Source organism: Bradyrhizobium sp. SZCCHNRI3043 (assembly GCF_032377735.1).
Taxonomy (GTDB): Bacteria; Pseudomonadota; Alphaproteobacteria; order Rhizobiales; family Xanthobacteraceae; genus Bradyrhizobium.
The window spans coordinates 200,558-226,373 of the sequence record NZ_JAUHID010000001.1 but is presented as its reverse complement, the minus strand read 5'-3'; the positions used below and the strand labels follow the sequence as shown (position 1 = coordinate 226,373).

Sequence of the window (25,816 nt, the reverse complement as noted above, 5' to 3'; positions counted from 1 at the left end):
TCACGTCGGGTCCCTGGGCTAGTGTCCCGCCACAACCGATCAAGCAAGATCGGCGGATCAGGGAGAGACACGTGAAATCCAGGGGAATGGGTGCGCTTTCAATCGCAGTCGCAGCCGCCGGGCTTTTTTGCGCTGCAGCACCAGCCATCGCTCAGGACACCATCACGATCTGGTGGAGCAAGGGCTTCTACAAGTCCGAGGACGATGCGCTGCTCAACGTCGTCAAGAAGTTCGAGGCCAAGACCGGCATCAAGGTCGAGCTGTCGCAATACGCGATCCAGGACATGATTCCGAAGACGGTCGCCGCGCTCGATTCGGGCACCGTGCCCGACGTGGCCTACGCCGACACCTACGACGTTCAGGCCCAGGGCAAGTGGGCCTACGAAGGCAAGCTCGAGGATCTCACCGACATCCTGGAGCCGATGAAGTCGGCGTTCGCTCCGAACACGCTCGAGACCGCCTACCTCTACAACAACGTCACCAAGAAGAAGGCCTATTACGGCTTCCCGCTGAAGCAGCAGAGCATGCACGTCCAGATCTGGGGCGACCTGCTGAGCAAGGCCGGCTTCAAGCAGAGCGACATCCCCACCAAGTGGGAAGACTACTGGACGTTCTGGTGCGACAAGGTGCAGTCGGCGGTCCGCAAGGCCACCGGCCAGCGCATGTATGGCGTCGGTCAGCCGATGGGCGTGGAATCCACCGACTCGTTCCAGTCGTTCTACACCTTCATGGACGCCTACAACGTCAAGCTGGTCGACGACGACGGCAAGCTGCTGGTCGACGACCCCAAGGTGCGCGACGGCCTCGTCAAGGCGATGAAGGATTATACCGACACCTACATCAAGGGCTGCACGCCGCCCTCGTCCACGACCTGGAAGGATCCGGACAACAACGTCGCGTTCCACAACAAGACGATCGTGATGACCCACAATTTCACGATCTCGATCGCGGCCAAGTGGTTCGAGGACTCCACCAACCCGGCGCTGACGCCCGAGCAGCGCGCGGCCGGCAAGAAGGCCTATGAGGAGGACATCATCACCGCGTCCTTCCCCAACAAGCCGGACGGCACGCCGATCAAGTACCGCTCCGACGTCAAGACCGGCCTGATCTTCGCCAATGCTCCTCACAAGGCGCAGGCCAAGGAATTCATCAAGTTCCTGATGCAGGAGGAGAACCTCGGCCCCTACATCGAGGGCGCGCTGGGCCGCTGGTTCCCCGTGACGACCGCAGGCCAGAAGAGCCCGTTCTGGCAGGCCGACCGCCATCGCAAGGCCGTGTACACCCAGTTCACCGGCGGCACCACGCCGTTCGACTTCACCAAGAACTACAAGTTCACGATCCTCAACAATGAGAACGTCTGGGCCAAGGCGATGAACCGCGTGGTCAGCGAGAAGGTGCCGGTCGAAAAGGCCGTCGACGAGCTGATCGCGCGGCTGAAGGAGGTCGCCGGCTAGTCTCTCGCCTCGCGAGGCACTAGCTTGAGCTCCTGACAACGACAACAAGTGCCGGCCGCAGTGTATGCGGCCGGTTCGGTAATAGGCGGGAACAGACGACCATGGCGATCACGCTCTCAGCTTCCGATTCCGCGCTCGCGGAAGCGCCGCGCCCGGTGCTGCTGACACCGTCACAGGTATGGGGCATCGTCATGCTTGCCCCCTACTTGCTCGTCTTCCTTGCCTTCGTCGTCTATCCCGTCGGCTACGGCCTGTGGCTCGCCCGCGAGCCGGCCAGCTACGTCGCGCTGTACAACGACCCCATCTTCGCGCGCGCCGCCGTCAACACGCTGATCTTCCTCCTGGTCGGCATCAATCTGAAGATGGTGATCGCGCTGTTCCTGTCCGGCTTCTTCGTGCAGCAGCGCGGCTGGATCAAATGGCTGTCGGTCATCTTCATCCTGCCCTGGGCGGTGCCTTCGATCCCGACCATCCTGTCGGTGCGCTTCATGCTCAATCCCGAATGGGGCGTGGTGAACCAGCTGATCTTCAAGTTCACCGGCGAAGATGGCCCGAACTGGCTGAACGACCCGACGGTCGCGCTGTCGATGGCGATCGGCATGCACATCTGGAAGTCGCTGCCGTTCTGGACCTTGATCCTGATGACCGGGCGGCTGGCGATCTCGCACGACCTGTTCGAGGCGGCCGAGGTCGACGGCGCCACCTGGTGGCAGAAGTTCCGCTACATCACCTGGCCGTCGATGCAGACGCTCTACATCACCTGCACGCTGCTCTCGATGATCTGGACGCTCGGAGACTTCAACAGCGTCTATCTCCTGACCGGCGGCGGTCCGGCCGATCTCACCCACGTGCTGGCGACGCTCGGCATCCGCTATCTCCGGCTCGATCAGCTCAGCCTCGCCATGGCCTCGATCGTCTGCGCGATGCCGCTGGTGCTGCCCCTGGTCTATTTCATGATGAAGCGGTTGTCGCGATGAAGCTCCCCACCCTCCGCGAAGTCGGCACCGAGGCCCGGCTGCTGCTGATCGGCATTCCCGTCTTCATCTGGACGATGATCCCGATCTACCACATGTTCCTGTTCGCGATCTCGCCGAAGGAGGACGCGTTCTCGGGCAAGCTGTGGCCGGACCATCCGACGCTGCACAATTTCTCGATCGTGTTCCATCAGCAGCATTACTTCCTGCGCGATTTCTGGGTCCAGTTCGGCAACTCGGTCGTGATCGCCATGGCCGTGGGCGCGCTGACACTGATCATTGCGACCTGTGCGGCCTATGCCATCTCGCGCCTGCGCGTGCCTGGCAGCCGGGTGGTGATGAACCTCGCGCTGTTCACCTATTTCATCCCCGCCGCGTTCCTCGCGGTACCGATGTATCGCACCATGGGCAAATACGGCCTGCTCAACAACGACTGGTCGCTGATCCTGGCGATGGTGACGATTGCCTCGCCCTACGCGATCTGGGTGCTGAAGCAGGCCTCCGACAAGCTGCCGGTCGAGCTGGACGAGGCTGCCGTCATGGACGGCGCCAGCCCGCTGCAGATCTTCCGCCTCGTCTATGTACCGCTGATGATGCCGTCGCTGGTCGCGATCGGAACGTATGCGGTGCTGCTGGCCTGGAACGAATACCTCTACGCGTTCCTGCTGCTTTCGAACGACAAGGATATCACGCTGCCCGTGGCGCTCGGCAACTTCCTGGCCGCCGACGATTCGCCGTGGGAGCTCCTGATGACCACCGGCTTCATCTACGCGTTGCCGCCCGCGGCGGTCTATTACGCCTTCAAGCGCTACATGGTGGGCGGCCTCACCGCCGGCGCCGTGAAGTCGTGACGGAGCGATGAGGGTCGGATTTCGTCAGGGACGGTTCGAGGACGCTTCGCGGCCGAACTGGGATGGCGACGGGCCGCGCCCGATCGACTGGTTCGCTTGGTATCCAGCCGCCAACGGCGCCGTGGAAACGGCGCTCGCTATCGCACCATGGCCGCAGGGCTGGTTCAAAGCGGGACCAGCGGCTTTGAATGCGCCGCTCGCTGCAAGCGCGGGCGCCTGTCCTCTCGTCGTGTACTCTCACGGCACCGGCTGCAACGGCCTGCAGTCCGAATGGCTGGCGCGCGAGCTGGCAAGCCGCGGCTTTGTCGCGGTCGCCGTCAATCATCATGGCAACAGCAATGCCGAGCCGTACCGAGCAGCGGGCTTCCTCTGCTCATGGGAACGCCCACGCGACGTGTCCTTGCTGATCGACCACATCGTGGCTCATCCCGATTTCGAAGGCCGCATCAACCTCGACCGCATCTACGCCGTCGGCTATTCGCTCGGCGGCGTCACGGCCACCGCCCTGATCGGCGCAATCATGATCCGCTCGCCGTTCGAGCCAGGCGCCAATCACGGCCGCGGCCCTCGCGAGTTTCCCGATCTCGTCGATCATCTGCCGCGGCTGATGGAGAAGAGCCCAATCTTCCGCGACTCCTGGGCGCGCATGTCCACATCCCATCGCGATCCCCGCATCAAGGCGGCGCTGCTACTGGCGCCGGGGCGCTCGGTGCAGGGCTTCTCCGAGGACAGCATCGCCGCGATCAACGTCCCGACGCGCATCATGGTCGGCGGCGCCGATGCGCTGCTGCCGGCCTCACGCTGGCTGCATGAGCGACTGAGCGGCAGCGCATTCGAGATCGTCGCCGACGACGCCGGGCACTACGTCTTCCTGCCGGAGAGTACCGAGCTCGGCAGACAGAGCGATCCGGCTTGCTGCGTCGACCCGGCATCGGTCGACCGCGGCACGATCCATCGCGCGGTCGTCACCGCCGCCTTGCGTCTGTTCTCGCGTTGATCAATGCTGTCTCAGCATTCTCCGTCATTATAGCGGAGCTGCGCTCTCGCCGCGATCACTCGACAGCTTCGAGGCCAGCGACGCGATGATGATCACCACGGCAATCAGCCCGATCACCAGCGTGCAGATCGCATTGATCTCCGGCTTCACCCCGAGCCGAACCTCGGAATAGATCCGGATCGGCAGCGTCGCCGAGCCTGGGCCGGTGGTGAAGCTCGCGATCACGAGATCGTCGAGCGACAGCGTGAAGGCCAGCATCCAGCCCGCGACCACCGCAGGCGCGATCAGCGGCAATGTCACCATCACGAACGCGCGTAGCGGATCGCAGCCGAGGTCCATCGCGGCTTCCTCCAGGCTGCGGTCGAGCGAGACCAGCCGCGACTGCACGACCACCGCGACGAAGCACATCGTGAGGGTCGTGTGGGCGACCGTCACCGTCCAGAAGCCGCGCTCGGCCTCCAGCGCCACGAACAGCAGCAGCAGCGACAGGCCGGTGATCACCTCGGGCATCACCAGCGGCGCATACAACATGCCGGAGAACAGCATGCGGCCGCGAAATCCCTGGCCACGCGACAGCGCCACCGCAGCCAGCGTGCCGAGCACCGTCGCCGCGGTGGCCGAGGTGGCGCCGACGCGCAGGCTCATCCAGGCCGCATCGATCATGGCGCGATCGCTGAAGAACTCGTGATACCAGCGCAGCGACCAGCCGCCCCACACAGTGACCAGGCGCGAGGCGTTGAACGAGTAGATCACCAGGATCAGGATCGGGAGGTAAAGAAAGGCGAGCCCAAGCGTCAGCGACGCGACGTTGAAGCGCGACAGGCGGGAGGGATTAGGCACGATCTCCTCCTCCCTCAATCCCAGTGAAACCTTCTCCGTTCCCTCCCCCCTTGTGGGGGAGGGTCAGGAAGGGGGGCACCCAGCAAAGACCGCCAATGCGGACCCCCACCCCCAACCCCTCTCCGCAAGGGGGAGGGGGGCGAGAGAGCGTGCCTTGCTGTACGCCATCCATCACCTGCTCTCCTCCAACTGCCGGCGCTGCAGCCGGTCGTAGAGCAGAAGCGGAAGCAGCAGCACGACCAAGAGGACCACGGCGATGCTGGAGGCCACCGGCCAATCCTTGTTGGTGAAGAATTCGAGCCAGAGCGTCTGGCCGATCATCAGCGATTTCGACCCGGCGAGCAGATCGGGAATGACGAACTCGCCGACCACCGGGATGAAGCACAGCAACGCGCCCGCGCCGACGCCGGGCAGCGACAGCGGAAACGTCACCAGCCAGAAGATCTCGCGCGGCGAGGCGCCTAGATCGGCGGCGGCTTCTTCCAAGGCCGGCTCCAGCTTGGTCAGCGTCGCGAACAGCGGCAGGATCATGAACGGCAGATAGGAATAGACGATGCCGACATACATCGCGCTGTCGGTCGACAGCCACACCGCCGGCGTGGACACCAGATGCAGCGCGAGCAGGATCTGGTTCAGGAGGCCGTCATGCTGCAGGATGTTGACCCAGGCGTAGATGCGGATCAGGAACGAGGTCCAGAACGGCACGATCACCAGCATCATCGCGATGCCCTGCCAGCGCCTGGGGAGCCGCGCCATGCCAAAGGCGATGGGGTAGCCGATCAAGAGCAGGATCGCGGTCGACGTCGCCGCGACGACGACGCTGCGCAGATAGGATGAAAGATACAGATCGTCAGACAGCAGCAGACGGAAATTGTCGAGCGACAGCGCCGCAAATGCATCCCGGAGCGACGACAAACCATCAGCCAGCGAGAACACCGGCGTATAGGGGGGCTGCGCGATCGCAGTCTGCGACAGGCTGATCTTGGCGACGAAGGCGAACGGCACCAGGAAGAACAGCACCATCCAGATGTAAGGCGCGATCGCCGCAAAGCGGGCCGGGCGCGAGAAGATGCGGCGCGCGCTCATCGCTCCAGCACCAGGCAATCGTCGGGCGTGAACCAGGCGACCACGCGCTGGTTCAGGCCATAGCCGTCGGCATCGAGCCGGGCGGTGTTGGCCTGCGCAGCGTGAAGCACGGCGCCGCCGTCGAGCTTGATCTTGTAGACGGTCCTGCCACCGAGATAGCTCGCATCGGTGATGGCGCCCTCGACACAATTGATCGCAGCAGCATCGCCGGCCGGTCGACGGAGCGCGAGGCGGATCTTCTCCGGACGGATCGCGACCGCGACCTTGCTCTCGCTGATCGGAGCCATCGGCTGCGCCACGACCAGCTCACCCGCAGTGTGGGTCACGACCCTGAGCCGGAGCGGCTCCCGCGCGGTCACCTCGCCCTCGAACAGATTGATGTCGCCGACGAACTCCGCGACCCACCGCGACGCGGGCTCCTCATACAGACGTCGGGGGACCGCGACCTGCTCGAGCCTTCCCGCGTTCATCACCCCGATCCGGCTCGCCACCGTCATCGCCTCCTCCTGGTCGTGGGTGACGATGATGAAGGTCATGCCGAGCTTGCGCTGCAGCTCCATCAGCTCGACCTGCGTGCTCTCGCGCAGCTTCTTGTCGAGCGCAGCCATCGGCTCGTCGAGCAGCAGCACCTGCGGCCGGCGCGCCAGTGAGCGCGCCAGGGCGACGCGCTGCTTCTGCCCGCCCGAGAGCTGATCCGGCTTGCGCTTCTCCAGCCCTTCGAGCCGCACCAGCGCCACCATCTCGGCAACGCGCGTGGCGATCTCGGCGCGCGGCATGCCGGCGCGCTTCAGGCCGAAGGCGATGTTGTCGCGCACGTTCAGATGCGGGAACAGCGCGTAGTTCTGGAACATCATGTTGACGGGCCGCTGATGCGGCAGCACCTGCGCGATGTCCTCGCCCGAAAGCAGGATGCGCCCTTCATCCGGCGTCTCGAAGCCGGCCAGCATGCGCAGCAAGGTCGTCTTGCCGCAGCCGCTGGGGCCGAGCAGCGCGAAGAACTCGCCGGCGCGGATGTCGAGCGAGACGCCGTCGACGGCGCGGAAGCTGCCGAATGTCTTGACGAGGTTCTCGATCCGCAGGATCGGCGGCTGAGCATCGGGACGCGGTTCCGGCGCTGGTGATGCTGCCGGCTCTCCGGCAGGCGCTGGGTTTGCGATGTCGTCAGCCATGTCCCGATCAAATCACCCTGCCCGGCCACAACGGCCGACCGGTCGGCAAGCTAGCCGCCCACGGATTGCAGCTCAACCGCGCGGGCCGGACTATCCCCGCTCGCGTCAACGGCCTGCGGCGTGCCCCGGCCACAGGCCGCAGTGGTCATGAACGCAGCGAGCGCATCGCGTTCGGCAGCGGGAAGCGTCAGACCCAGCTTGGTCCGCCGCCACAGCACGTCGTCGGGAAACCGCGCCCATTCGCGCGCCATGAGGTAGCGGACCTCCGCCTCGGTCAGCTGCGGCCCGAACGCCTGCCCGAGATCGGCCCGGCACCTCGCCTCGCCAAGGATCTCCGCCAGCCGGGTGCCGTAGGCGCCGAGCAGCCGCCGGGCCTCGGCTTCGCTGAGAAAGCGCCAGCGCTCCCGTGCGTCATCGACGAGATCCTCGAACCGGTCCCAGGCGAAGTCGCCACCCGGAAGCGGCGCTCTCGCAGTCCAGCGTGGCGACATCGGATAAAAGCGCGCGAGGCGGGAGACCGCCTGCTCGGCCCGGTGCCGGGCTGTCGTGACGTCGCCGCCGCACATGGTCAGGAGCGGCGCCTTGGCGCGGCCAGCATCGAGGCTCACGACCGTTTCCAGCCGCCCGCTGTCGGCGGCGCGCAGCACCATCATGTTGGCGCCGGCCACGCTCCGGACCACGTCCGCAGGCTGGATGTCCGAGCGGAAATAGCGGTTCGCCGCCTTGCAGAGATAGGCCACGTCTGCCGCCGGCACCGCCACCACGGCTGGGTCACCCTTGAAGCCGTGGACCACCGTGCCGATCAGGGTGAAATCCTGCTCGTAGGGCTGGGCAAAGATCAGCCGTCCATCCGAATTCTGAAACACGTAGACCGCTTCGACATCGAACAGCCGCGGCACGATGATCTGGCTGACCTGCCGCGCGGTGACCCGCGGCGGCGGCTGACGCAGCACGGTCTCCGCCGTCGAGACGCTCCACGCGCCGGTGGCGTTGGCGAGCGCGCGCGAGGTGACGATGCGTCGATGGCCGCGGTCGATGATGGCGAGACGCCATATATGGTCGCGGTCGGCCCGCACGCAGCGGGCGCCGGTGCGGATCGACGCGCCGCGCTCGGCAGCGTCCATCGCGGTCAGGACCACCAGGCGGGAATCGTCGACCACGCAATCGGAATAGTCGAATGCCGTCCCGATCGGACGCTTCAGGGCATCTCCGATCGGATGATGCGTGACGTCGAGCGCCGACGCTGACGGCAGCCGGTTGCGCGCAGCGAGGCGGTCGTAGAGCCAGAGTCCTGCGCGCAGTTGCCATGGCGGCCGCTCATTGGCGTGAGCTGGAATAGCAAAGCGGATCGGTCGGACCAGATGCGGCGCGACCGTGAGCCAGACGTCGCGCTCGGCGAGCGCGCGGCGCACGCGCAGAAAGCTGCGGCGCTCCAGCGCTGCGAGATCCCCATGCACCAGCCGCGACGTGGCCGACGAGGCGCCGCCGCCGAGATCGCCCTGCTCGACAAGGAGCACGCGCAGACCGCGGCCAGCCGCATCACGCGCCAGGCTGACGCCGTTCAGACCTCCGCCGATGATCGCAAGATCGTAGTCCGCCATACGCAAGGTCTTCGAGCGTGCCAGGACGAACGATCGTAGACCGGCGGAGATGATTCTCGTAGCGGCTTAGCTGTCATGCGCGCGGATAAATTCGCGCTGTTGCGCAACGGCCTCTGACCACGAGTGCCCGGTCAGCCGGTCTTGCGAACGGACGCGTCGTCGTCGTCGTGAGCGCGACCGACGATGCCGTCGTATTTGCCGATCGGCAGGGGCTTGCCGAGCAGATAGCCCTGAACCGAGTCGCAGCCCTGCTCGGCGAGGAAGCCGAGCTGCTCGGGCGTCTCGACGCCTTCCGCCACGATCGACATGTTCATGCCGTGACCCAGACCGATGACCGCACGAATGATCGCCGCCGATTGCGGGTTGCGGCCGATATTCATGACGAAGGCGCGGTCGATCTTGATCTTGTCGAACGGGAAGGCCTGCAGGTAGCTCAGCGACGAGTAGCCGCTGCCGAAATCGTCCATCGAGACGCGAACGCCGAGCGCCTTCAGCCGGCGCAGCAGCGCGACACCACGATCGAAATCCTCGATCAGCACACCCTCGGTGATTTCGAGCTCGAGCCTGCCGGGCGCGAGCCCCGTCTCGAGCAGGATCGAATGGACCAGTGCGACAAGGTCGCCATGAACGAACTGGGCCGGAGACAGGTTGACCGCGACCTGCAGCGGCTTCGGCCACGACGCCGCCTCGCGGCAGGCCTCGCGCAGGATCCACTCGCCCATCTCGACGATGAGGCCGCTCTCTTCCGCGAGCGGAATGAAGTCGCTCGGCGGCACGAAGCCGCGGACCGGGTGCTGCCAGCGCGCCAGCGCCTCGAAGCCGATGATCTCGCTGGCGTCGACCGTGCGGCCGGAGGCGGCCTGCGGCTGGAAGTACAGCGAAAGTTCGCCATGCTTGATCGCGACAGACAGCTCCTGATGCAGAACGCGGCGGTCGCGAATCTGCTGATCCATTTCGGGCTCGTAGAAGGTGATGCTGCCGCGCGATTTGGCCTTGGCGCGGAACAGAGCGGCACCCGCATTGGCGAGCAGCGACGCCGGATCCGAACCATTGTGCGGGAACACCGAGATGCCCGTCGTCAGCGCTGTGCGAATCGACTTGCCGTCGATCTGGAAGTCCACCGCGATCGCCGCCGCCAACTGCTCGGCCAGCGCCCTGCCCATCTCCGGTTGCTTGCCGTCGATGATCAGCCCGAACTCATCGCCGGAGAGACGCGCGACCACCCCGCCCCGGGCAACGGCATGGACGCGGCGGGCGACCTCGATCAACAGCTTGTCGCCGATGGCGTGGCCGAAGACGTCGTTGACGTCCTTCAGGCCCTTGAGATCGACGTTCAGGACCGCGAACTCCTCATCCGTGTCCGCGCAGGCCTCGATCATCTGGCTCAAGGCCTGCAGGAACGCGGCGCGGTTAGGCAGATCGGTCAGGCCGTCGTGATAGGCCATGTGCGCCATCCGCGATTCGGTCTGGCGCCGGTCGGTGACGTCCTCATAGGTCTTGATCAGATATTGCGGCTCGCCGGTCTCGCCCAGCACGGTTGCCCGTCGGGTCAGGAACAGCCGCAGACCGTCTTTGGTCGAGATCGGATGTTCCTCGGTCAGAAGGCTGCGCTTCTTGATAGCGGCTTCGTCGCGCGCCATGATCAGTCTGGCCTCGCGCGGATTGAAAATGTCGGCGGCGGTCAGGCCCGTGGCATCCTCGCGCTTGCGGTTGAGGATGATCTCGGCGCTGCGGTTGGCGAGCAGATAGCGGCCGTCGCTGACGCTCTCGACGATGAGCGAGACCGGAATGTTGTCGACGACCAGCTCCAGGAACTTCTTGCTGTTCTCCAGCTCGCGGCTCAGCGATCGCCGCTCCGTGGCATCGTCGAACAGCGCGATGAGGAACTGCGGCTCGTTCTTGTCGTTGCGTGCAACGACCCGATGGGCTTCGAGGATGCGCTTGTCGTTGCCGCGTTGAACGACCAGCTCGCTGCAATAGGTGGTGCCGGGCGCCAGCATCGCTTCGCGGTCGGCAGCCGCGATGTCGGCCGCGGTCGCGTCGCCGAAGAGGTCGCTTGGGCGCCGTCCGATGATCTGATCCCGCGGCATCCGAGAGAACTGCTCGAATGCTCGGTTGGCGAAGATGTAGCGGCCGTCGTCGATGTTCTTGACGGCGACGCAGACGGGAACCTGATCGACCACCGATTCCAGGAACTGCTTGGTCGAGGCGAGCTCGCGCTCCAGCCGGCGCTGCACCGTGCAGTCTTCGTGGATGCCGATCGATCCGCCGGTCGGAAGACGGAATATCTGGGCTCGCACCACACGTCCGCCGGGCAGCTCGGTCAGGCACCCGTCCGGCTCCCGCGCCTGGCGCGCATAGTCTTCGACCGTCAGATTGAGCAGGCCGCGCTGCCGCCGCAACTCGACCAGATCCCGGCCGGTGCAACCGGGCGGAATGTCGGCCCGGCTCATGCCGTAGATTTCGAGGAAGCGATGGTTGTAGAAGACGACGCGGTTGGCGGCGTCCGTCAGCATCAATCCCTGGCTCAGATTGTTGAGCGCGGAACTGATGAAAACATTACGCCGCAGTTGTGCCCGCTTGGCGCGCCGCAAGGCCGAATGGATCCAGATCACGACCGAGGCGAGGAAGGCGCAGACGACGACCCCGGCGATCAACACTTCCCAGAGCACGTCCGGCTCGATGGTGCCCAGGTAGCCGGAGGGCGAGAAATCGGACGACGCAGCCCAGGCGCGCGTCGGCGCAGCCGCCCACGCTGCCATGGCGGCCATCGAGGCCGCAACGACGCACGCAGAAAACGCGTTTCGGTCGCTCGCCTGCCAATTCTTGCCAGCCATCAATCACCCGCGGTATTCGGCGACAGTATCTGGCTTCACCTATTGGGATCGGGTAAACGGGTTCGGCAAACTTCGAAAAAGACGAAGCAAATTTGGTCAATGGCCTCCCTATGATGAACGGTTTGCTAACGGCGTGCGCACTCGGGACCGAGGCTCAACCCACCAAGGGTTGCAGAAAGCCATGACTTCCCCGAATCGTCTCAGGACCGTGCATGGATAGAGTGGATTGCGTCGTCGTGGGCGCCGGCGTCGTCGGACTTGCCGTCGCACGACAGCTGGCCCGCGCCGGACGCGAGGTCATCGTTCTCGAGGCGGCCGAGGGCATCGGCACCGTCACTTCGTCTCGCAACAGCGAAGTGATCCACGCCGGCATCTACTACAAGGCCGGGAGCCTGATGGCCCGCTTCTGCGTGGCCGGCAAGCGCATGCTTTACCGCTATTGCGACGAGCATGGCGTGCCCTACCGCAATTGCGGCAAACTGATCGTTGCAACCAATCCGGCCGAGACCGAGAAGCTGCAGGGCATCCGCGCGCACGCCGAAGCCAACGGCGTCGAAGGAATGCGGCTGCTATCTGGATCCGAAGCGCTGGCGCTGGAGCCGGCCCTGGCCTGCGAGGCGGCCCTGCTGTCGCCGTCGACCGGCATCCTCGACAGCCATGCCTTCATGCTGTCGCTGCGCGGCGAGATCGAGGACGCCGGCGGCGCCTTCGCCTTCCACACGCCGCTGCTGCGGGCCAAGGCAGCCGGAGAATCGATCGAGGTCGACGCGGGCGGCGCGCAGCCGATGACGCTGAGCTGCCGGCTGTTGGTGAACGCTGCAGGCCTCGACGCGCCCCCGGTGGCCCGGCGGATCGACGGCATGCCGTCGCCGCTGGTGCCGACGACCTATCTCGCCAAGGGCAACTATTTCAGCTGCAGCGCCCGGGCACCGTTCAGCCGGCTCATCTACCCCGTGCCGGAACCGGGCGGGCTTGGCGTTCACCTTACGCTCGACATGGCAGGCCAGGCCAGATTCGGCCCCGACGTCGAGTGGATCGACCGCATCGACTACACGGTCGATCCGGCGCGCGCCGAGCGCTTCTACCCGGCGATCCGCAAATACTGGCCGTCGCTGCCGGATGGGGCGCTGATGCCGAGCTATTCCGGCATCAGGCCGAAGATCGTACCGCCGGCCGTGGCGTCGCAGGATTTCGTCATTCAGGGCCCGCGCGATCACGGCGTGCCCGGACTCATCAATCTGTTCGGAATCGAATCGCCTGGATTGACGTCATCGCTCGCGATCGCGGCTCACGTCGGCGATCTCGCCTCGAGCTGAAGACCCTCGATATCGCGATGAACAGCCTGTCGCGATAGACACGCTGGGAGACAACGCAGGCAGATGCGTTCGCGTCGTCGCGCATCGAAACTAAGTCGTGTATCGTAACTAATTCGATTGAAGTTGCGTCTGGGATGGACTCTTCGCCATCCCAGGCGCACGGTCTTGCGATCAGATGATACGGCGGATGATGGTCACATGTCAGTGAAGTGTTTCGCTGGTTACCTGTCTCAAGCGCTCGATCTCATCCTTCACCATCAGTTTGCGTCGCTTCAGTTCGGCAATTCGCAGGTCGTCCGTCGATGGATGCAGGAGAGCTTGATGCAATTCGTTTTCAAGAACTTTATGCTTACGCTCCAGTTCAACGAGATGCGCCTGAATAGCCATTCGAAACCTCCTCGGTAGGTGAACCTGAGATTCGACCAGGGCTAATGAGTGTACACTAGTCGCTTGACCTGTCGATGGGGCCAAAAGACCGCACATGCAAATTTGAGCGCCGTGTGTAACGAAGCGTGAGCTGATCCGGGCGAATCTAACGCCGGCGCCAACCTGAAATTCACGGGACAGCTGCACGGATCTTGAGGGGTGCGACTTGCTTATCAGCTTCGCAAGCGCAATATTTGCGCCCGCCTTCGCAAGGCTTTCCACTTCCTTCCGCTTTTTTGCTATCATAGATCATGGCTGACCAAGACGAGCGCGAACTGCAGGCCGAACTCGCGCGCCTGCAGCAGGAGCACCGCGACCTCGACGCGGCGATCGACGCTTTGCATCAATCGCCCGCCCCCGATTTGTTGCGGCTGCAACGACTGAAGAAGCGGAAGCTTCTGCTACGCGATCGAATCGCCTTCATCGAAGACCAGATCACGCCCGACATCATCGCCTGAGGCGAAGCGTCAGCACGGCTGACCGTATGCACCCAGGCAAGACAGCGATGCAGGATTTGCCGAAGCGCCTTGACAAAAGGAACAAAAAGGGAACAATTAGGCCATCCCTCGTAGTCCCCGGACAACAACAAGGATGGTTGTGATGCCCGCCTCCTTCTCCCCACAGGATCGCCTCTACGAACAGGCATGTGACCAAGCCATCGCGATGTGCGACGGCAATCTGCGCTCCACGATCAAGGCGCTGATCATGGCGAACGAGTATCTCGAGCTGGAGCTGCAGGAGCTGCGGGCCGCGATCTCCTGCGGCTGCATGCCCAACACCGCCTCGGACGCCGCGCAGAGCGATGCGGCCTGAGCCCGACGGCCTTTGAGGCTCTCCAGGCGATGACCCATGCACTCGCTCGGAGCTTCGGCGAGAGGTCAGGAGGAGCGTGCAATGCCCGATATCACCTACTACGTCGCGATGCCGTTCAGGCGGGACGAGGGTGGCATGCTGGTCGCGGGAACGGCTGAGGAATGCCAGAGCTCGTCGGCCGCGCTGCGTCGCGCGGAGGCCATGTCGCGCTTATCAGACAATATCGGCGCCATTGCCTTCAGCCGCAGCGGCGATCCATTGAAGGGGGAATTCAGCGACGCCCGGCTGCTGCACAAGTTCGGCGAGTTGCCTGACGATCTCGGCGAGCTGTGAGCGCCGTGTTCCGCCAGCTCGGTCATCGGCGCGGATGGCCGGCGAGCGTCACCGCTTGTCGCCCGGCAGGGTCGTTCGTTACGCGGGGCTCTCGTACCTTCGCTGGGCCTTGCGCATGTACATCGCGCGGTCGGCTTCCTCCAACGCACGTACTGGGTTGACGCGCTTGTCGAGAAGGGCAACCCCGGCCGACGCGCCGGCACACACGGTCTGATCGCCGAAGGTGAAGGTCAGGCTGTCGATGGCCTGCTCCAGCTCCGCCGCCTTGGCATGCGCCTCCGTCGCGCTGAGGTGCCAGAGCAGCACGCCGAACTCGTCGCCGCCGAGCCGACCGATCACGTCGGAGGATCGGACCCGCTCGCCGAGGACACGCGCAACCGCCTTCAGGACCTCGTCACCGGCCGCATGGCCGAAGGTGTCATTGATGGGTTTCAACCGATCGACGTCGAGCACGACCAGGGCACCGGTCGCATCGTAGCGCTTGATGAACGCGATGGAGCGATGGAGCTCGCGGGCGAAGCCGCGACGATTGAAGATGTCGAGCAGGAAATCGCGCTCGGCGGAGGCCGTGAGCTCGGCGATCCGCGCCTGCGCTGCCCTCAGCTCGGCCTTCAGGCGTCGGATCGTCTGCCGCGTGCCCGCCGGTGCGGAACCAGGTTCAGGTGAGCGCGCGCCCCGAAGAACCCGATGACGGTACCGGGTTCTTCGCTTCCCGGCCCGCCACGCGGCCGCCATGCGCTTCTTTTTCATCGGACACCTGCCGCGCCGTCGTTTGGGCTTGCCGGGCTTAACCAAGACAGGATAGTCCATTCGGGCCTCCATGCCATGGCTTGCCGCTGTCGGGACCGATCCTATACTCCGGCCCATGCTGATGGATTCCCGAGAAGATTTGAGGTTATGACCGCCCCGATCGCCATTATCATGGGAAGCCAGTCGGACTGGGATACCATGCGCCATGCCGCCGACACACTCGGAGCGTTGGGCGTGAGCTACGACGCCCGTATCATCTCGGCGCACCGCACCCCGGACCGACTGTATGCCTTTGCCAAGGGCGCCAAGGCGGCCGGCTACAAGGTCGTCATCGCCGGTGCAGGCGGCGCCGCCCATCTGCCGGGCATGACGGCCTCGCTGACAGAGCTCCCCGTGTTCGGCGTTCCCGTCGAGTCGAAGGCGCTGTCGGGGGTCGATTCGCTGTATTCCATCGTCCAGATGCCGGCCGGAATTCCGGTGGGAACGCTCGCCATCGGCAAATCCGGCGCCATTAACGCAGCGCTGCTGGCGGCGAGCGTGCTCGCTCTCTCCGATCCTGCACTCGCCGGCCGTCTGTCGGCCTGGCGCCAGGCGCAGACTAATGCGATCGCCGAACGTCCGGAGGGCACGGCGTGACCGACTCCAATCGGGTGAAGCTCAAGCCCGGCGACACCATCGGTATTCTCGGCGGCGGCCAGCTCGGCCGCATGCTGGCGCTTGCTGCGGCGCGGCTCGGGCTGCGCTGCCAGGTGTTCTCGCCGGACCCGGACTCCCCCGCCTTCGACGTGGTGCTGAACGCAACCTGCGCCGAATATGCCGACGTCGAGGCGCTCGAGCTGTTCGCCAATGACGTCGACGTCGTCACCTACGAGTTCGAAAACGTCCCCTCGGCCGCGGCCATGGTGCTGGCGGCGAGGCGCCCGGTGCTGCCGCGCCGCTCGGCGCTCGAGACGACCCAGGATCGCCTCACCGAGAAAGATTTCGTCACCTCGCTGGGCATCAGCACCGCGACCTACGCCGACGTGTCCTCGGTCGCCACCTTGCGCGAAGCCGCGTTCCGGATCGGCTTGCCGGCCGTGCTGAAGACACGTCGGTTCGGCTATGACGGCAAGGGCCAGATCAAGATCCGCCCGGGTGACGATCTCGAGCGGATCTGGGCCGAACTCGGCACCAAGTCGGCGATCCTTGAGGCGTTCGTTCCGTTCGAGCGCGAGATATCGGTCGTGGCGGCCCGAGCGGCCGATGGACAGGTCGAGTGCTTCGACGTCACCGAGAACGAGCATCGCGATCACATCCTGAAGGTGTCGCGGGCGCCGGCGCGCATCCCGGATGCGCTCGCCGACGAGGCCAGGGACATTGCGAGCCGGATCGCCACCGCCCTCGATTACGTCGGGGTGCTGGCCGTGGAGATGTTCGTGGTATCGGATGGTCCTACTCCAGGCGTCCTGGTCAACGAAATTGCCCCGCGGGTGCATAATTCCGGCCACTGGACCCTCGATGGCGCCTCGATTTCCCAGTTCGAACAGCACATCCGGGCGATCGCCGGTTGGCCGCTTGGCAAGCCGCTGCGCCACGGCCACGTCACGATGACGAACCTGATCGGGGACGAGATCGACAGCTACGAGCAGTGGCTCACGGTTCCCGGCGCGACCGTGCATCTCTACGGCAAGGGCGCCGCTCGTCCGGGCCGCAAAATGGGGCATGTGACCCAGGTCTCGCCACTGCCGCCGAGGCAGGGCTGAAATAAACCGCTCCGGCGAGGTTAAACTTGCGGTCAAGAGCCCGTCAGCGGGTGGACAGCGACGGTGTCCTCTGATACACGGGCGCGCTCAAGGTTAAGGGCGCGGGCATTCGCCAGCCCTGGCTTCACCAGATTTCAAACCGATAGACTGAGAAAGAGGATGCCGCGTGCAGGTTCTCGTTCGCGATAACAATGTCGATCAAGCCCTCAAGGCGCTCAAGAAGAAGATGCAGCGTGAGGGCATTTTCCGCGAGATGAAGCTTCGCGGCCATTACGAGAAGCCGTCCGAGAAGAAAGCCCGCGAGAAGGCCGAAGCCGTGCGCCGTGCGCGCAAGCTGGCCCGCAAGAAGTTGCAGCGCGAAGGCCTGCTGCCGATGAAGCCGAAGCCGGTGTTCGGCGCTGGCCCCGGCGGTGACCGTGGTGCTGGTCGTGGTCCGGGCGCAGGTGCCCGTCCCGGCGCGCCGCGCTGATCTGGCCACTTCAATCTGACGTCGTCTGAAGCGCGGGCCTTTGGCTCGCGTTTTTGTTTTGGGCGCTCCTTCTTGATTGTGCGCCTCTGGCCATCCGGCGACCAGATTGAATCCGGGTTGCTGCGCCCGCCCTCGCATCGCTGCAGAGCTCGCCACTCCAAAGAAAAAGCGGCAGACCGGCCAGGCCCACCGCCTCGATCACGTCCGCGAACGATTCGACCGGCTATTTCGGCAGCACTGAGTGGAACACCGATTTCGCCGCCGACATCATGTCCTGCGCCACGCTGGACATCTGGTCCTTGATCGATGGATCAGTCTTGTCGGCGCGCAGATCGAGCGGACGCAACTGCTGGACAGGGATCTCCGCCGGCGGGGTCGGGCGCCCGTCCGGCTGCAATGATCCCGTGTAGGTCTGGCTCGAGGCCGACGGCAAGGCAAAGCCCTGCTCGGCCGGTGGCGCAGAGACCGTCACGGGAGGCGGCAACGGACGGACCGGCGACACCTGTGGCGCGACGGTCGCGATGCGCGGGGTCTCGCCAGCGCCCCGGGCTGCGTCGCTCGACGGCTTCTCGACAGCCACCTTGCCGGCACCTTCGCTCGCGCGCAACCGCTCGATCGCCGCGCGGGCGAGATCAGCAGCATCCCGGCGATCGTCCTGCTGGGCCGCTGGGGCCTCGGCCGGAGTACCGCGCGCAATCAGCTTTTCCCGCGGCGACCCGGGATGGCGCGCGGCCTGCACCTCGGTCGGGAGGCTCGCTGTTTCGGTCGGCTTCACTTCGACGGCCTTCTCCGCAGCCTTGTCGGCGAGCGACTTCTCCGAGACCCCCTTGGCCTTGATGCCAGGAGCGGGAATGCTGGAGACCTCCGTCGACGTTTCCGCCGGCTTGGCGTCGGACCTGGGATCGGCCTTCGCTTCCAGCTTGGCGGGGTCGATCCCCTTGCCCGTGGATTTCGGAGCGTCGCTCTTTGAGCCGGTGAGCTTGGCGTAGGCAGCCGACGCCACCGCCGCCACGGTCGATGGCGGCGAGTCGGGCTTGGTATTGATGTAGTGGTTGACGATGTAGGCCCCGATGATGGTGGCAACCACCGACGGGACGATCTCCATGGCGAACTTTGTGAGATATTTCAGCATGCTGACCACTCCCGCGCGGTATTTGCGGGAACTTTGAGGCACAATTAAGGGACCATCCCAGTACCTTCCGGAGCCCGCAACCTGCGATCCCTGCAGGCGCAACCGCCGAAAAGTCGTTCTCCTGAAGCCCTTTGAGACCGAAGCCGTGCTGCAATCCAAGATCGTATGGGCGCTGCCAACTGCTTCCGGATCGCCGGCTCAAGATACCACAATCAGCGGCATCCCGGTAAACAAATGGTTACGGCTTCAATTCAACTTCGAGGAAAACGATCTCGGAACCAGTCTCATTCAGTACATCGTGTTCGACACCGGCTTTGCGGAAATAGGATTTGCCGACCGCGAGCTGCGCCTTCGAGCGCTCGCCGGACGGCGCCACGATCGTCATCTCGCCCGCGGTGACCGGCACGATCACGTAATCCATCTCATGAACGTGGCGCCCCGTGGCACTGCCGGGCAATAGCCGCCACTCCGTGACGCGGACTTCGGGCGTATCGACCTGGACGTCGGACTGGGCGCTGAGCATGGGGGATCTCTTGAATCAGGGGACGAAGAGCAGGAACAGGAATATCGCGAACACCACCATGTGCACCAGCCCGAACAGGATGTTCGTCCGTCCCGTGCCGAAGGTCAGCATGCTTAGGACGAAGGTCAGGACCAGCAGCACTATTCCCTGCGGGTCCAGCCCGAGGACGAGCTGCTTGTCGAGCTCATGGGCGGCGACCGCCACTGCCGGGATGGTCAGCCCTATGGTGGCGAGCGAGGAGCCAAGCGCGAGATTGATGCTCTTCTGAAGGTCGTTGGCGCGGGCGGCCGAGAGGGCGGCGATACTCTCCGGCAGCAGGATCAACAGCGCCACGAGCACGCCTGCGACCGCCTGCGGCGCACCCGTTGCGGCAACGCCGGCGTCGACCACCAGCGAGAACTTCTTGGCAAGCAGGACCACAGCGAGCAGTGCGACCAGCAGCAGCCCGACACTGAGCAACAGCTTCGCACGCGGCAGCCGGACATCGTCATCGGCGAACCGAGCCGAGCCGCCGACGAAATAATCCCGATGGCGGGTGGTCTGCGTATACAGGAACACCGCGTAGAGCAGGATCGTCACGACGCTGACGAAGGCGATCTGCACGGCAGAATACACCGGACCAGGCGACGTCAAGGTATAATTCGGCAGCACCAGTGTGATGGTTGCCATCGTGAACAGTACGCTGAGATACAGATTGGCACCGGAGACCAGCACGTCCTGCTCGCGATAGCGCAGGCCGCCGATGAAGATGCAGATGCCGGCCAGGCCGTTGCACACGATCATGACGACCGCGAACACGGTGTCGCGGGCCAGCGCGGGCGCAGCCTTGTCGCCGAGCATGATGGTGGCGATCAGCGCCACCTCGATCACCGTCACCGCCAGGGTCAGGAGCAGCGTGCCGAACGGCTCGCCGATCTCATGCGCGATCACCTCGGCATGGTGCACGGCCGCGAACACCGTGCCGAACAGGATCACCAGCAGCACCGCGGCGAAGACCACGCCGGCGGCCGAAGGCGTGAAGTCATAATGCGTCGCCGTGACGATCGCGACGAGCGCGACCGCCAGGCCGGGAAAGATCACCGATGATGCGGGCGTTGCGCCCTTCACGCTCATGATTCGCGTCCTTCGATCCGTTCTGTCCGACTATGCGCGACAGCGAGGCGATCGTCACGCGGTCCGGCCGTGACAGGGTCAACCAGGACGGTCTCTGAAAGTGCCGTCGATCAGGTCAATGCGGGCTGAGCAGCGGATGGATCGGAAGCACGGTCAGCAGCACGAACAGCGGAACGAGGACGGCAGCTGCCTGCAGCATGTAGCCGAAGAAACTCGGCATCTTGATGCCGCGCTCATTGGCGATCGCTGCGACCATGAAGTTCGGCGCGTTTCCAATGTAGGTCAGCGCACCCATGTAGACGGCGCCCATCGAGATCGCCGCCAGCGTGCCCGAGAGTTCGCCCATCAGCACCTTGGGATCGCCGCCCGCCAATTCGAAGAACAAGAGATAGGTCGGGGCATTGTCGAGGAAGGCCGACATCAGCCCGGTGAACCAGAAATAGGCGACCTCTCTCGGCGCGCCGGCGGGTGTCGTCACGGCATCCAAGAGCCAGCCGAACGAGCCACTGCGACCCGCGTTCAGCATGGCGATGACCGGGACGATCGCGGTGAAGATCGCCGCGAACAGCTTGGCGACCTCTCGGATCGGCTCCCAGTTGAACCCGTTCGCCTCGCGGTGCTCGTCCGGCGTGAGCCAGAGCGACAGGCCGGCGATCGCCACGAGGATGGCATCGCGCACGAGGTTCTGAAGCTCGACATGCGTGCCGAAGACGTCGAAGGAGATGCCTGGCTTCCAGGTCGCCGAGAGCAGCGTATTGGCAACGATCGCGGCGATCAGAACGACATTGATGAGGCCGCGAATGCGCACCGGCTCCTTCGTTACGAACGCTTGCGACGCAAGCTTCTCCGCGCGGAAGCGCCACCAGTCGATAGCGGCAAAGACGATGAGCAGCAATCCGGCGACGATCGCGGTCTGCAGCCAGAGGTGTTGCGTCGTCCAGAAGAAATCGACGCCGCGCAGAAAGCCGACGAACAGCGGCGGATCGCCCAGAGGGCTGAGCGCGCCACCGACATTGGCAGCCAGGATGATGAAGAAGACCAGCACGTGCACGTTGTGCGGCCGCGTCAGATTGGCGCGGATCAGCGGACGTACCAGGATCATCGCGGCACCCGTCGTGCCGACCACGCTCGCGATGATCGTGCCGAGTGCCAGGATGGCCGTATTGGTCGCCGGCGTACCTCTGATGTCGCCGGTCACCAGGATGCCGCCGGCGACGGTGTAGAGCGCAAACAGCAGCACGATGAAGCTGAGATACTCCGCGAGCAGCGCGTGGATGAAGGACGCGAGCGAGGCCGCCAGTCCCGCCTGCCAGGTCAGCGCCGCCAGCGTCACCACGGCCCATGCCAAGGCGATCTTGCCGTAATGGTGATGCCAGAGGCGGGCAAACAGCAGCGGGCCGAGCGCGATCGATAGCAGCAATCCCGCAAACGGCAGCGCGAACGGCCAAGTCATCGCAGCGCCATCGAGGCCGGCGGCGGCATACGCGGGGATCGGCGGACCTGCGACGATCGCGACTACAAGCAGAGCCGGCCACCGACCGAGGACATTACGGGCTGTCGATGAAACTCTTGGCCGTACCTGTCGCACCATAGAAATCCAGATCATTATGTCCGCCGTCGGGAAACCGTACGAAGCGCTTGGGGTCATGCGCAAGCGCGAACAATCGTTCCCCGAAGCGGATCGGAATCCCCGGATCTTTGGCGCCATGCATGATCAGCAGCGGCACATGCACCTTGGCGATGCGCTGATCGGATTGGAAGCGGTCGCGCATCAGCAGGCTGACGGGAACCACTTTGAGCATGTCGGAGGCGACGTCGACCGTGGACGTATAGGGCGCCTCCAGGATCAGCCTGGCCATGGGACGCTCAGCGGCGATCGCGGCGGCCACGCCGCTGCCCAGTGAAAAGCCCCAAGCCACGATGCGCTCCGCCGCGTAGCGCTCGCGCGTGAAGGCATAGGCGGCTGCGGCATCCTGAAGCAGCCCCTGCTCACTGGGGTTGCCGCTCGAGCCTGCATAACCGCGATAGGACAGCGCGACGAGGCCGGTCCCGTCGGAGGTCAGCGCCTTGAAGCGCGAGACCACGCCGGCGAGGAAGTCGCCATTGCCTGGGAAATACAGCACGACCTTGCGGCCGGGCTGCGCCGGCACATGCCAGGCGATGACCTTCTCGCCGTCGGCCGAGGTCAGCACGTGCTCTTCAGCCTGCGGAAATCCGGCCGCGTCCGGCGCGGTGCGACCGACCGGCGGGATCGGAAACAGCATCGCGCGCTGGCGCATGAACAGCACAGCAAGCACGGTGGCGTAGATCGCCACCACGACGATCAGGAGCCATTTCAGGACCGCCATGGCTCCCAATAATGCCAGCTACATGCCCTTGACGATGTTCTCGGTCATCTTCTTGGCGTCGCCGAGCAGCATCATCGTGTTGTCGCGATAGAACAGCGGATTGTCGATGCCGGCGTAGCCCGAGGCGAGCGAGCGCTTGATGAACATCACGGTGCCGGCCTTCCAGACCTGCAGCACCGGCATGCCGTAGATCGGCGAGGACTTGTCCTCTTCAGCCGCCGGGTTGGTGACGTCGTTGGCGCCGATCACGAAGGCGACGTCGGCCTGGGCGAACTCGGAGTTGATGTCCTCGAGCTCGAACACCTCGTCGTAGGGGACGTTGGCCTCGGCGAGCAGCACGTTCATGTGGCCGGGCATGCGGCCCGCGACCGGATGAATGGCGTACTTCACCTCGACGCCTTCCTTCTTCAGCGTGTCGGCCATCTCGCGCAGCGCGTGCTGGGCCTGGGCCACCGCCATACCGTAGCCGGGCACGATGATCACCTTCGAGGCGTTCTTCATGATGAAGGCCGCGTCGTCGGCCGAGCCGAGCTTGGCCGGCTTCTGCTCACCGGTACCACCGCCGGCCGCTGCGGTCTCGCCGCCGAAGCCGCCGAGGATGACCGAGATGAAGGAGCGGTTCATCGCATGGCACATGATGTAGGACAGGATCGCACCGGACGAGCCGACCAGCGCGCCGGTGATGATCAGCGCCGAATTGCCGAGCGTGAAGCCGATACCCGCCGCGGCCCAGCCCGAATAGGAGTTCAGCATCGAGATCACGACCGGCATGTCGGCGCCGCCGATCGGGATGATCATGAGCACGCCGAGCGCCAGCGCCAGCAGCGTCACCATCAGGAAGTCGAACCCGCCGCCCGTCATCACCAGACGGACCACGAAGAAGACGAGCGCAACGGCGAGCGCAATGTTGATGATGTGGCGCGCCGGCAGGATGATCGGCGCGCCGCTCATCCGTGCCGAGAGCTTCAGGAAGGCGATGACCGAGCCGGTGAAGGTCAGCGCGCCGATGGCGACGCCGAGCGACATTTCGACCAGGCTCTGCGGATGGATGTTGCCGGGCGTGCCGATGTCGAAGGCTTCCGGCGCGAAGAACGCGCCGGCGGCGACCAGCACCGCGGCCATGCCGACCAGCGAATGGAACGCCGCTACGAGCTCGGGCATCGACGTCATCGGCACACGGCGCGCGATCACCGCACCGATGCCGCCGCCGATCGCAACGCCGAGGATCACGAGGATCCAGGCGATCGCATCTGCCGGTGGATGCCCGGCCAGCGTGGTCGCGACCGCAATCGCCATGCCGGCCATGCCGAAGAAATTGCCTTGCCGGCTGGAGGCCGGACTCGACAGCCCGCGAAGAGACAGGATGAACAGCACACCTGCCACGAGATAAAGGAGTGCCGACAGATTGGCGTTCATTGCAGATGCCCCGTTGTGCCTGTCATCCCGCGTCGTGCGGCGTTGTTACTTGGACTTCTTCTTGTACATCGCCAGCATGCGCTGGGTGACGAGGAAGCCGCCGAAGATGTTCACGCAGGCGAAGATCAGCGCGATGAAGCCGAACGCCCGCGCCAGACCGCTGCCGCTCGACAGCATGGGAACGCCGACCGCCAGCAGCGCGCCGACCACGATCACCGAGGAGATCGCATTGGTCACCGACATCAGCGGCGTGTGCAGGGCCGGCGTCACCGACCACACCACGAAGTAGCCGACGAACACCGCCAGCACGAAGATCGACAGCCGGAAGACGAAGGGGTCGACGGCTTGGACGACATGTTCCATGGCTCTGCTCCTTAGGGCTTCGGCTGGAAGTTCGGGTGGACGATGGCGCCATCCTTTGTCAACGCCGTGGCCTTGACCAGTTCGTCGTCCCAGTTGACCGCCAGTGTCTTTTCCTTCTTGTCGATCATCGTCTCGATGAAGGAAAACAGGTTGCGGGCGTACAGACCGGAGGCGGAAGCTGCGACCCGGCCGGCGAGATTGGGGTAGCCGATGATCTTGACGCCGTCGATCTCGACGGTCTCGCCCAGCTTGACGCCCTCGACATTGCCGCCGCGCTCGACCGCGAGGTCGACCAGCACCGAGCCCGGGCGCATCGACTTCACCATCTCCATGGTGACGAGGCGCGGCGCCGGACGGCCGGGAATCAGCGCCGTGGTGATGATGACGTCCTGCTTCTTGATGTGTTCCGCCGTCAGCGCCGCCTGCTTGGCCTGGTACTCCTTGGACATCTCCTTGGCGTAGCCGCCGGCCGTCTGGGCGTTCTTGAACTCCTCGTCCTCGACCGCCAGGAACTTGGCGCCGAGGCTCTCCACCTGCTCCTTGGTGGCCGGCCGCACGTCGGTCGCAGAGACCATGGCGCCGAGCCGGCGCGCGGTCGCGATCGCCTGCAGGCCGGCGACGCCGACGCCCATCACGAACACCTTGGTCGCCGGCACGGTGCCGGCCGCGGTCATCATCATCGGGAAGGCGCGGCCGAAGGCCCCGGCGCCCTCGATCACGGCGCGGTAGCCGGCAAGGTTGGCCTGGCTCGACAGCACGTCCATCACCTGGGCGCGGGTGATGCGCGGCATCAGCTCCATCGCGAAGGAGGCAATGCCGGCATCGGCCATGGCCTTGAGCGCCGCGTCATTGCCGTAGGGATCCATGATCGCGAACACCAAGGCGCCGCGCCGGTAGTTGGCGAGTTCGGAGGCTTCCGGCCGCTTCACCTTGATGATGATGTCGGCATCCTTGAGCGCGTCCGCGCTCACGGTTGCGCCCGCCGCCGTGAATTCCGAGTCCGGCAGGCCGGATTTGATGCCGGCGCCGGGCTCGACCGCGATCTCGGCACCCAACGCCTTGAACTTCTTCACCGTGTCGGGAGAGGCGGCAACCCGCGGCTCCAACGGGTCGATTTCCTTGGCGACGGCAATCTTCATGAGGCCTCCGGCGCGAATGCGCGCGCGAGCTTTAAGAGGGCGGGACGTCCATGGGCTACAGCATGACGCCAAGTTAGCACTTGGCTTCGGCAGTCAGCTGAAGGCCCGCCGGCGGGGATGCCGG

At 65.0% G+C, this 25,816-nt stretch carries 26 protein-coding genes; 11 read left to right on the top strand and 15 right to left on the bottom strand.

Annotated features, from left to right (window positions below):
* Positions 1-71: 71 nt before the first annotated feature.
* The 4 genes from QX124_RS01080 (at position 72) to QX124_RS01065 (ending at position 4,276) form a co-directional block, all read left to right on the top strand.
* The gene (locus tag QX124_RS01080; RefSeq protein ID WP_315795801.1) at positions 72-1,454 is read left to right on the top strand and encodes an ABC transporter substrate-binding protein; all 1,383 of its coding nucleotides are present in this window, start codon (positions 72-74) and stop codon (positions 1,452-1,454) included.
* Positions 1,455-1,555: 101 nt separating this feature from the next.
* Positions 1,556-2,431: a sugar ABC transporter permease gene (locus QX124_RS01075; RefSeq protein ID WP_315736354.1), complete on the top strand. Its 876-nt coding sequence runs from the start codon at positions 1,556-1,558 to the stop codon at positions 2,429-2,431.
* A complete protein-coding gene (locus tag QX124_RS01070) occupies positions 2,428-3,279 on the top strand; it encodes a carbohydrate ABC transporter permease (RefSeq protein ID WP_172109925.1) in 852 nt (283 codons plus the stop codon). The genes QX124_RS01075 and QX124_RS01070 overlap by 4 nt, the downstream gene beginning before the upstream one ends.
* Positions 3,280-3,286: 7 nt before the next feature.
* Complete coding sequence (locus tag QX124_RS01065; RefSeq protein ID WP_315795798.1) at positions 3,287-4,276, top strand: alpha/beta hydrolase family protein; 990 nt, start codon at positions 3,287-3,289, stop codon at positions 4,274-4,276.
* Positions 4,277-4,303: 27 nt separating this feature from the next.
* Here the strand turns inward: QX124_RS01065 and QX124_RS01060 are convergent, their stop codons facing one another.
* From QX124_RS01060 to QX124_RS01040, 5 genes are all read right to left on the bottom strand, one after another.
* Entirely contained in the window at positions 4,304-5,116 is an 813-nt protein-coding gene (locus QX124_RS01060; RefSeq protein WP_315795796.1) for an ABC transporter permease, read from the bottom strand.
* A gap of 171 nt (positions 5,117-5,287) precedes the next feature.
* Positions 5,288-6,202, bottom strand: a complete 915-nt coding sequence (locus tag QX124_RS01055; protein ID WP_315795794.1) for an ABC transporter permease — start codon at positions 6,200-6,202, stop codon at positions 5,288-5,290.
* Positions 6,199-7,371, bottom strand: coding sequence for an ABC transporter ATP-binding protein (locus tag QX124_RS01050; RefSeq protein WP_315795792.1), 1,173 nt, complete (start codon positions 7,369-7,371; stop codon positions 6,199-6,201). The genes QX124_RS01055 and QX124_RS01050 overlap by 4 nt, the downstream gene beginning before the upstream one ends.
* 50 nt (positions 7,372-7,421) lie before the next feature.
* Complete coding sequence (locus QX124_RS01045; protein ID WP_315777742.1) at positions 7,422-8,972, bottom strand: glycerol-3-phosphate dehydrogenase; 1,551 nt, start codon at positions 8,970-8,972, stop codon at positions 7,422-7,424.
* Positions 8,973-9,103: 131 nt separating this feature from the next.
* Positions 9,104-11,809 (bottom strand): EAL domain-containing protein, encoded by a 2,706-nt coding sequence (locus QX124_RS01040; protein WP_315795791.1) that lies wholly within the window; start codon positions 11,807-11,809, stop codon positions 9,104-9,106.
* A gap of 212 nt (positions 11,810-12,021) precedes the next feature.
* Between QX124_RS01040 and QX124_RS01035 the strand changes: the two genes are divergently transcribed.
* The gene (locus QX124_RS01035) at positions 12,022-13,125 is read left to right on the top strand and encodes an NAD(P)/FAD-dependent oxidoreductase (protein WP_315795790.1); all 1,104 of its coding nucleotides are present in this window, start codon (positions 12,022-12,024) and stop codon (positions 13,123-13,125) included.
* Positions 13,126-13,326: 201 nt separating this feature from the next.
* Here QX124_RS01035 and QX124_RS01030 read toward each other — a convergent pair whose 3' ends face one another.
* Positions 13,327-13,512 (bottom strand): YdcH family protein, encoded by a 186-nt coding sequence (locus QX124_RS01030; RefSeq protein WP_315736346.1) that lies wholly within the window; start codon positions 13,510-13,512, stop codon positions 13,327-13,329.
* A 290-nt stretch (positions 13,513-13,802) separates the two neighbouring features.
* On the opposite strand from QX124_RS01030, the gene QX124_RS01025 reads away from it, so the two are divergent.
* From QX124_RS01025 to QX124_RS01015, 3 genes are all read left to right on the top strand, one after another.
* The gene (locus QX124_RS01025) at positions 13,803-14,009 is read left to right on the top strand and encodes a YdcH family protein (protein WP_009028242.1); all 207 of its coding nucleotides are present in this window, start codon (positions 13,803-13,805) and stop codon (positions 14,007-14,009) included.
* A 142-nt stretch (positions 14,010-14,151) separates the two neighbouring features.
* On the top strand, positions 14,152-14,364 hold the full coding sequence (locus tag QX124_RS01020) for a hypothetical protein (protein ID WP_315736345.1): 213 nt from the start codon (positions 14,152-14,154) through the stop codon (positions 14,362-14,364).
* Between the two features lie 81 nt (positions 14,365-14,445).
* Positions 14,446-14,697, top strand: a complete 252-nt coding sequence (locus QX124_RS01015) for a hypothetical protein (protein WP_315736344.1) — start codon at positions 14,446-14,448, stop codon at positions 14,695-14,697.
* A gap of 78 nt (positions 14,698-14,775) precedes the next feature.
* Here the strand turns inward: QX124_RS01015 and QX124_RS01010 are convergent, their stop codons facing one another.
* Positions 14,776-15,507: a GGDEF domain-containing protein gene (locus QX124_RS01010; RefSeq protein WP_315795788.1), complete on the bottom strand. Its 732-nt coding sequence runs from the start codon at positions 15,505-15,507 to the stop codon at positions 14,776-14,778.
* An 87-nt stretch (positions 15,508-15,594) separates the two neighbouring features.
* Here QX124_RS01010 and purE point away from each other — a divergent pair, with 87 nt between their 5' ends.
* The 3 genes from purE (at position 15,595) to rpsU (ending at position 17,658) form a co-directional block, all read left to right on the top strand.
* Positions 15,595-16,083: a 5-(carboxyamino)imidazole ribonucleotide mutase gene (gene purE, locus QX124_RS01005; RefSeq protein WP_315756071.1), complete on the top strand. Its 489-nt coding sequence runs from the start codon at positions 15,595-15,597 to the stop codon at positions 16,081-16,083.
* On the top strand, positions 16,080-17,189 hold the full coding sequence (locus tag QX124_RS01000; protein WP_315756070.1) for a 5-(carboxyamino)imidazole ribonucleotide synthase: 1,110 nt from the start codon (positions 16,080-16,082) through the stop codon (positions 17,187-17,189). Before purE ends, QX124_RS01000 begins: the two co-directional genes overlap by 4 nt.
* Before the next feature lie 166 nt (positions 17,190-17,355).
* Positions 17,356-17,658, top strand: a complete 303-nt coding sequence (rpsU, locus tag QX124_RS00995; RefSeq protein WP_011924350.1) for a 30S ribosomal protein S21 — start codon at positions 17,356-17,358, stop codon at positions 17,656-17,658.
* Positions 17,659-17,881: 223 nt separating this feature from the next.
* On the opposite strand, the gene QX124_RS00990 is transcribed toward rpsU, so the two are convergent.
* The 8 genes from QX124_RS00990 to QX124_RS00955 all read right to left on the bottom strand — a co-directional run bounded on the left by QX124_RS00990 (position 17,882) and on the right by QX124_RS00955 (position 25,692).
* On the bottom strand, positions 17,882-18,790 hold the full coding sequence (locus QX124_RS00990; protein ID WP_315795785.1) for a hypothetical protein: 909 nt from the start codon (positions 18,788-18,790) through the stop codon (positions 17,882-17,884).
* 238 nt (positions 18,791-19,028) lie between these two features.
* The gene (locus QX124_RS00985) at positions 19,029-19,313 is read right to left on the bottom strand and encodes a cupin domain-containing protein (protein WP_315717559.1); all 285 of its coding nucleotides are present in this window, start codon (positions 19,311-19,313) and stop codon (positions 19,029-19,031) included.
* A 15-nt stretch (positions 19,314-19,328) separates the two neighbouring features.
* Entirely contained in the window at positions 19,329-20,426 is a 1,098-nt protein-coding gene (locus tag QX124_RS00980) for an ionic transporter y4hA (protein WP_315795783.1), read from the bottom strand.
* Between the two features lie 115 nt (positions 20,427-20,541).
* A complete protein-coding gene (locus QX124_RS00975; RefSeq protein ID WP_315795781.1) occupies positions 20,542-21,879 on the bottom strand; it encodes a sodium:proton antiporter in 1,338 nt (445 codons plus the stop codon).
* Positions 21,880-21,973: 94 nt separating this feature from the next.
* Positions 21,974-22,774 carry an alpha/beta hydrolase gene (locus tag QX124_RS00970; protein ID WP_315779296.1) on the bottom strand — a complete coding sequence of 267 codons (801 nt, stop codon included), beginning with the start codon at positions 22,772-22,774 and terminating at the stop codon, positions 21,974-21,976.
* An 18-nt stretch (positions 22,775-22,792) separates the two neighbouring features.
* Positions 22,793-24,190 (bottom strand): NAD(P)(+) transhydrogenase (Re/Si-specific) subunit beta, encoded by a 1,398-nt coding sequence (locus QX124_RS00965; RefSeq protein WP_315736336.1) that lies wholly within the window; start codon positions 24,188-24,190, stop codon positions 22,793-22,795.
* Between the two features lie 45 nt (positions 24,191-24,235).
* Positions 24,236-24,553, bottom strand: a complete 318-nt coding sequence (locus QX124_RS00960) for a proton-translocating transhydrogenase family protein (RefSeq protein ID WP_284420324.1) — start codon at positions 24,551-24,553, stop codon at positions 24,236-24,238.
* An 11-nt stretch (positions 24,554-24,564) separates the two neighbouring features.
* Complete coding sequence (locus QX124_RS00955) at positions 24,565-25,692, bottom strand: Re/Si-specific NAD(P)(+) transhydrogenase subunit alpha (RefSeq protein WP_315795778.1); 1,128 nt, start codon at positions 25,690-25,692, stop codon at positions 24,565-24,567.
* Positions 25,693-25,816: the final 124 nt, after the last annotated feature.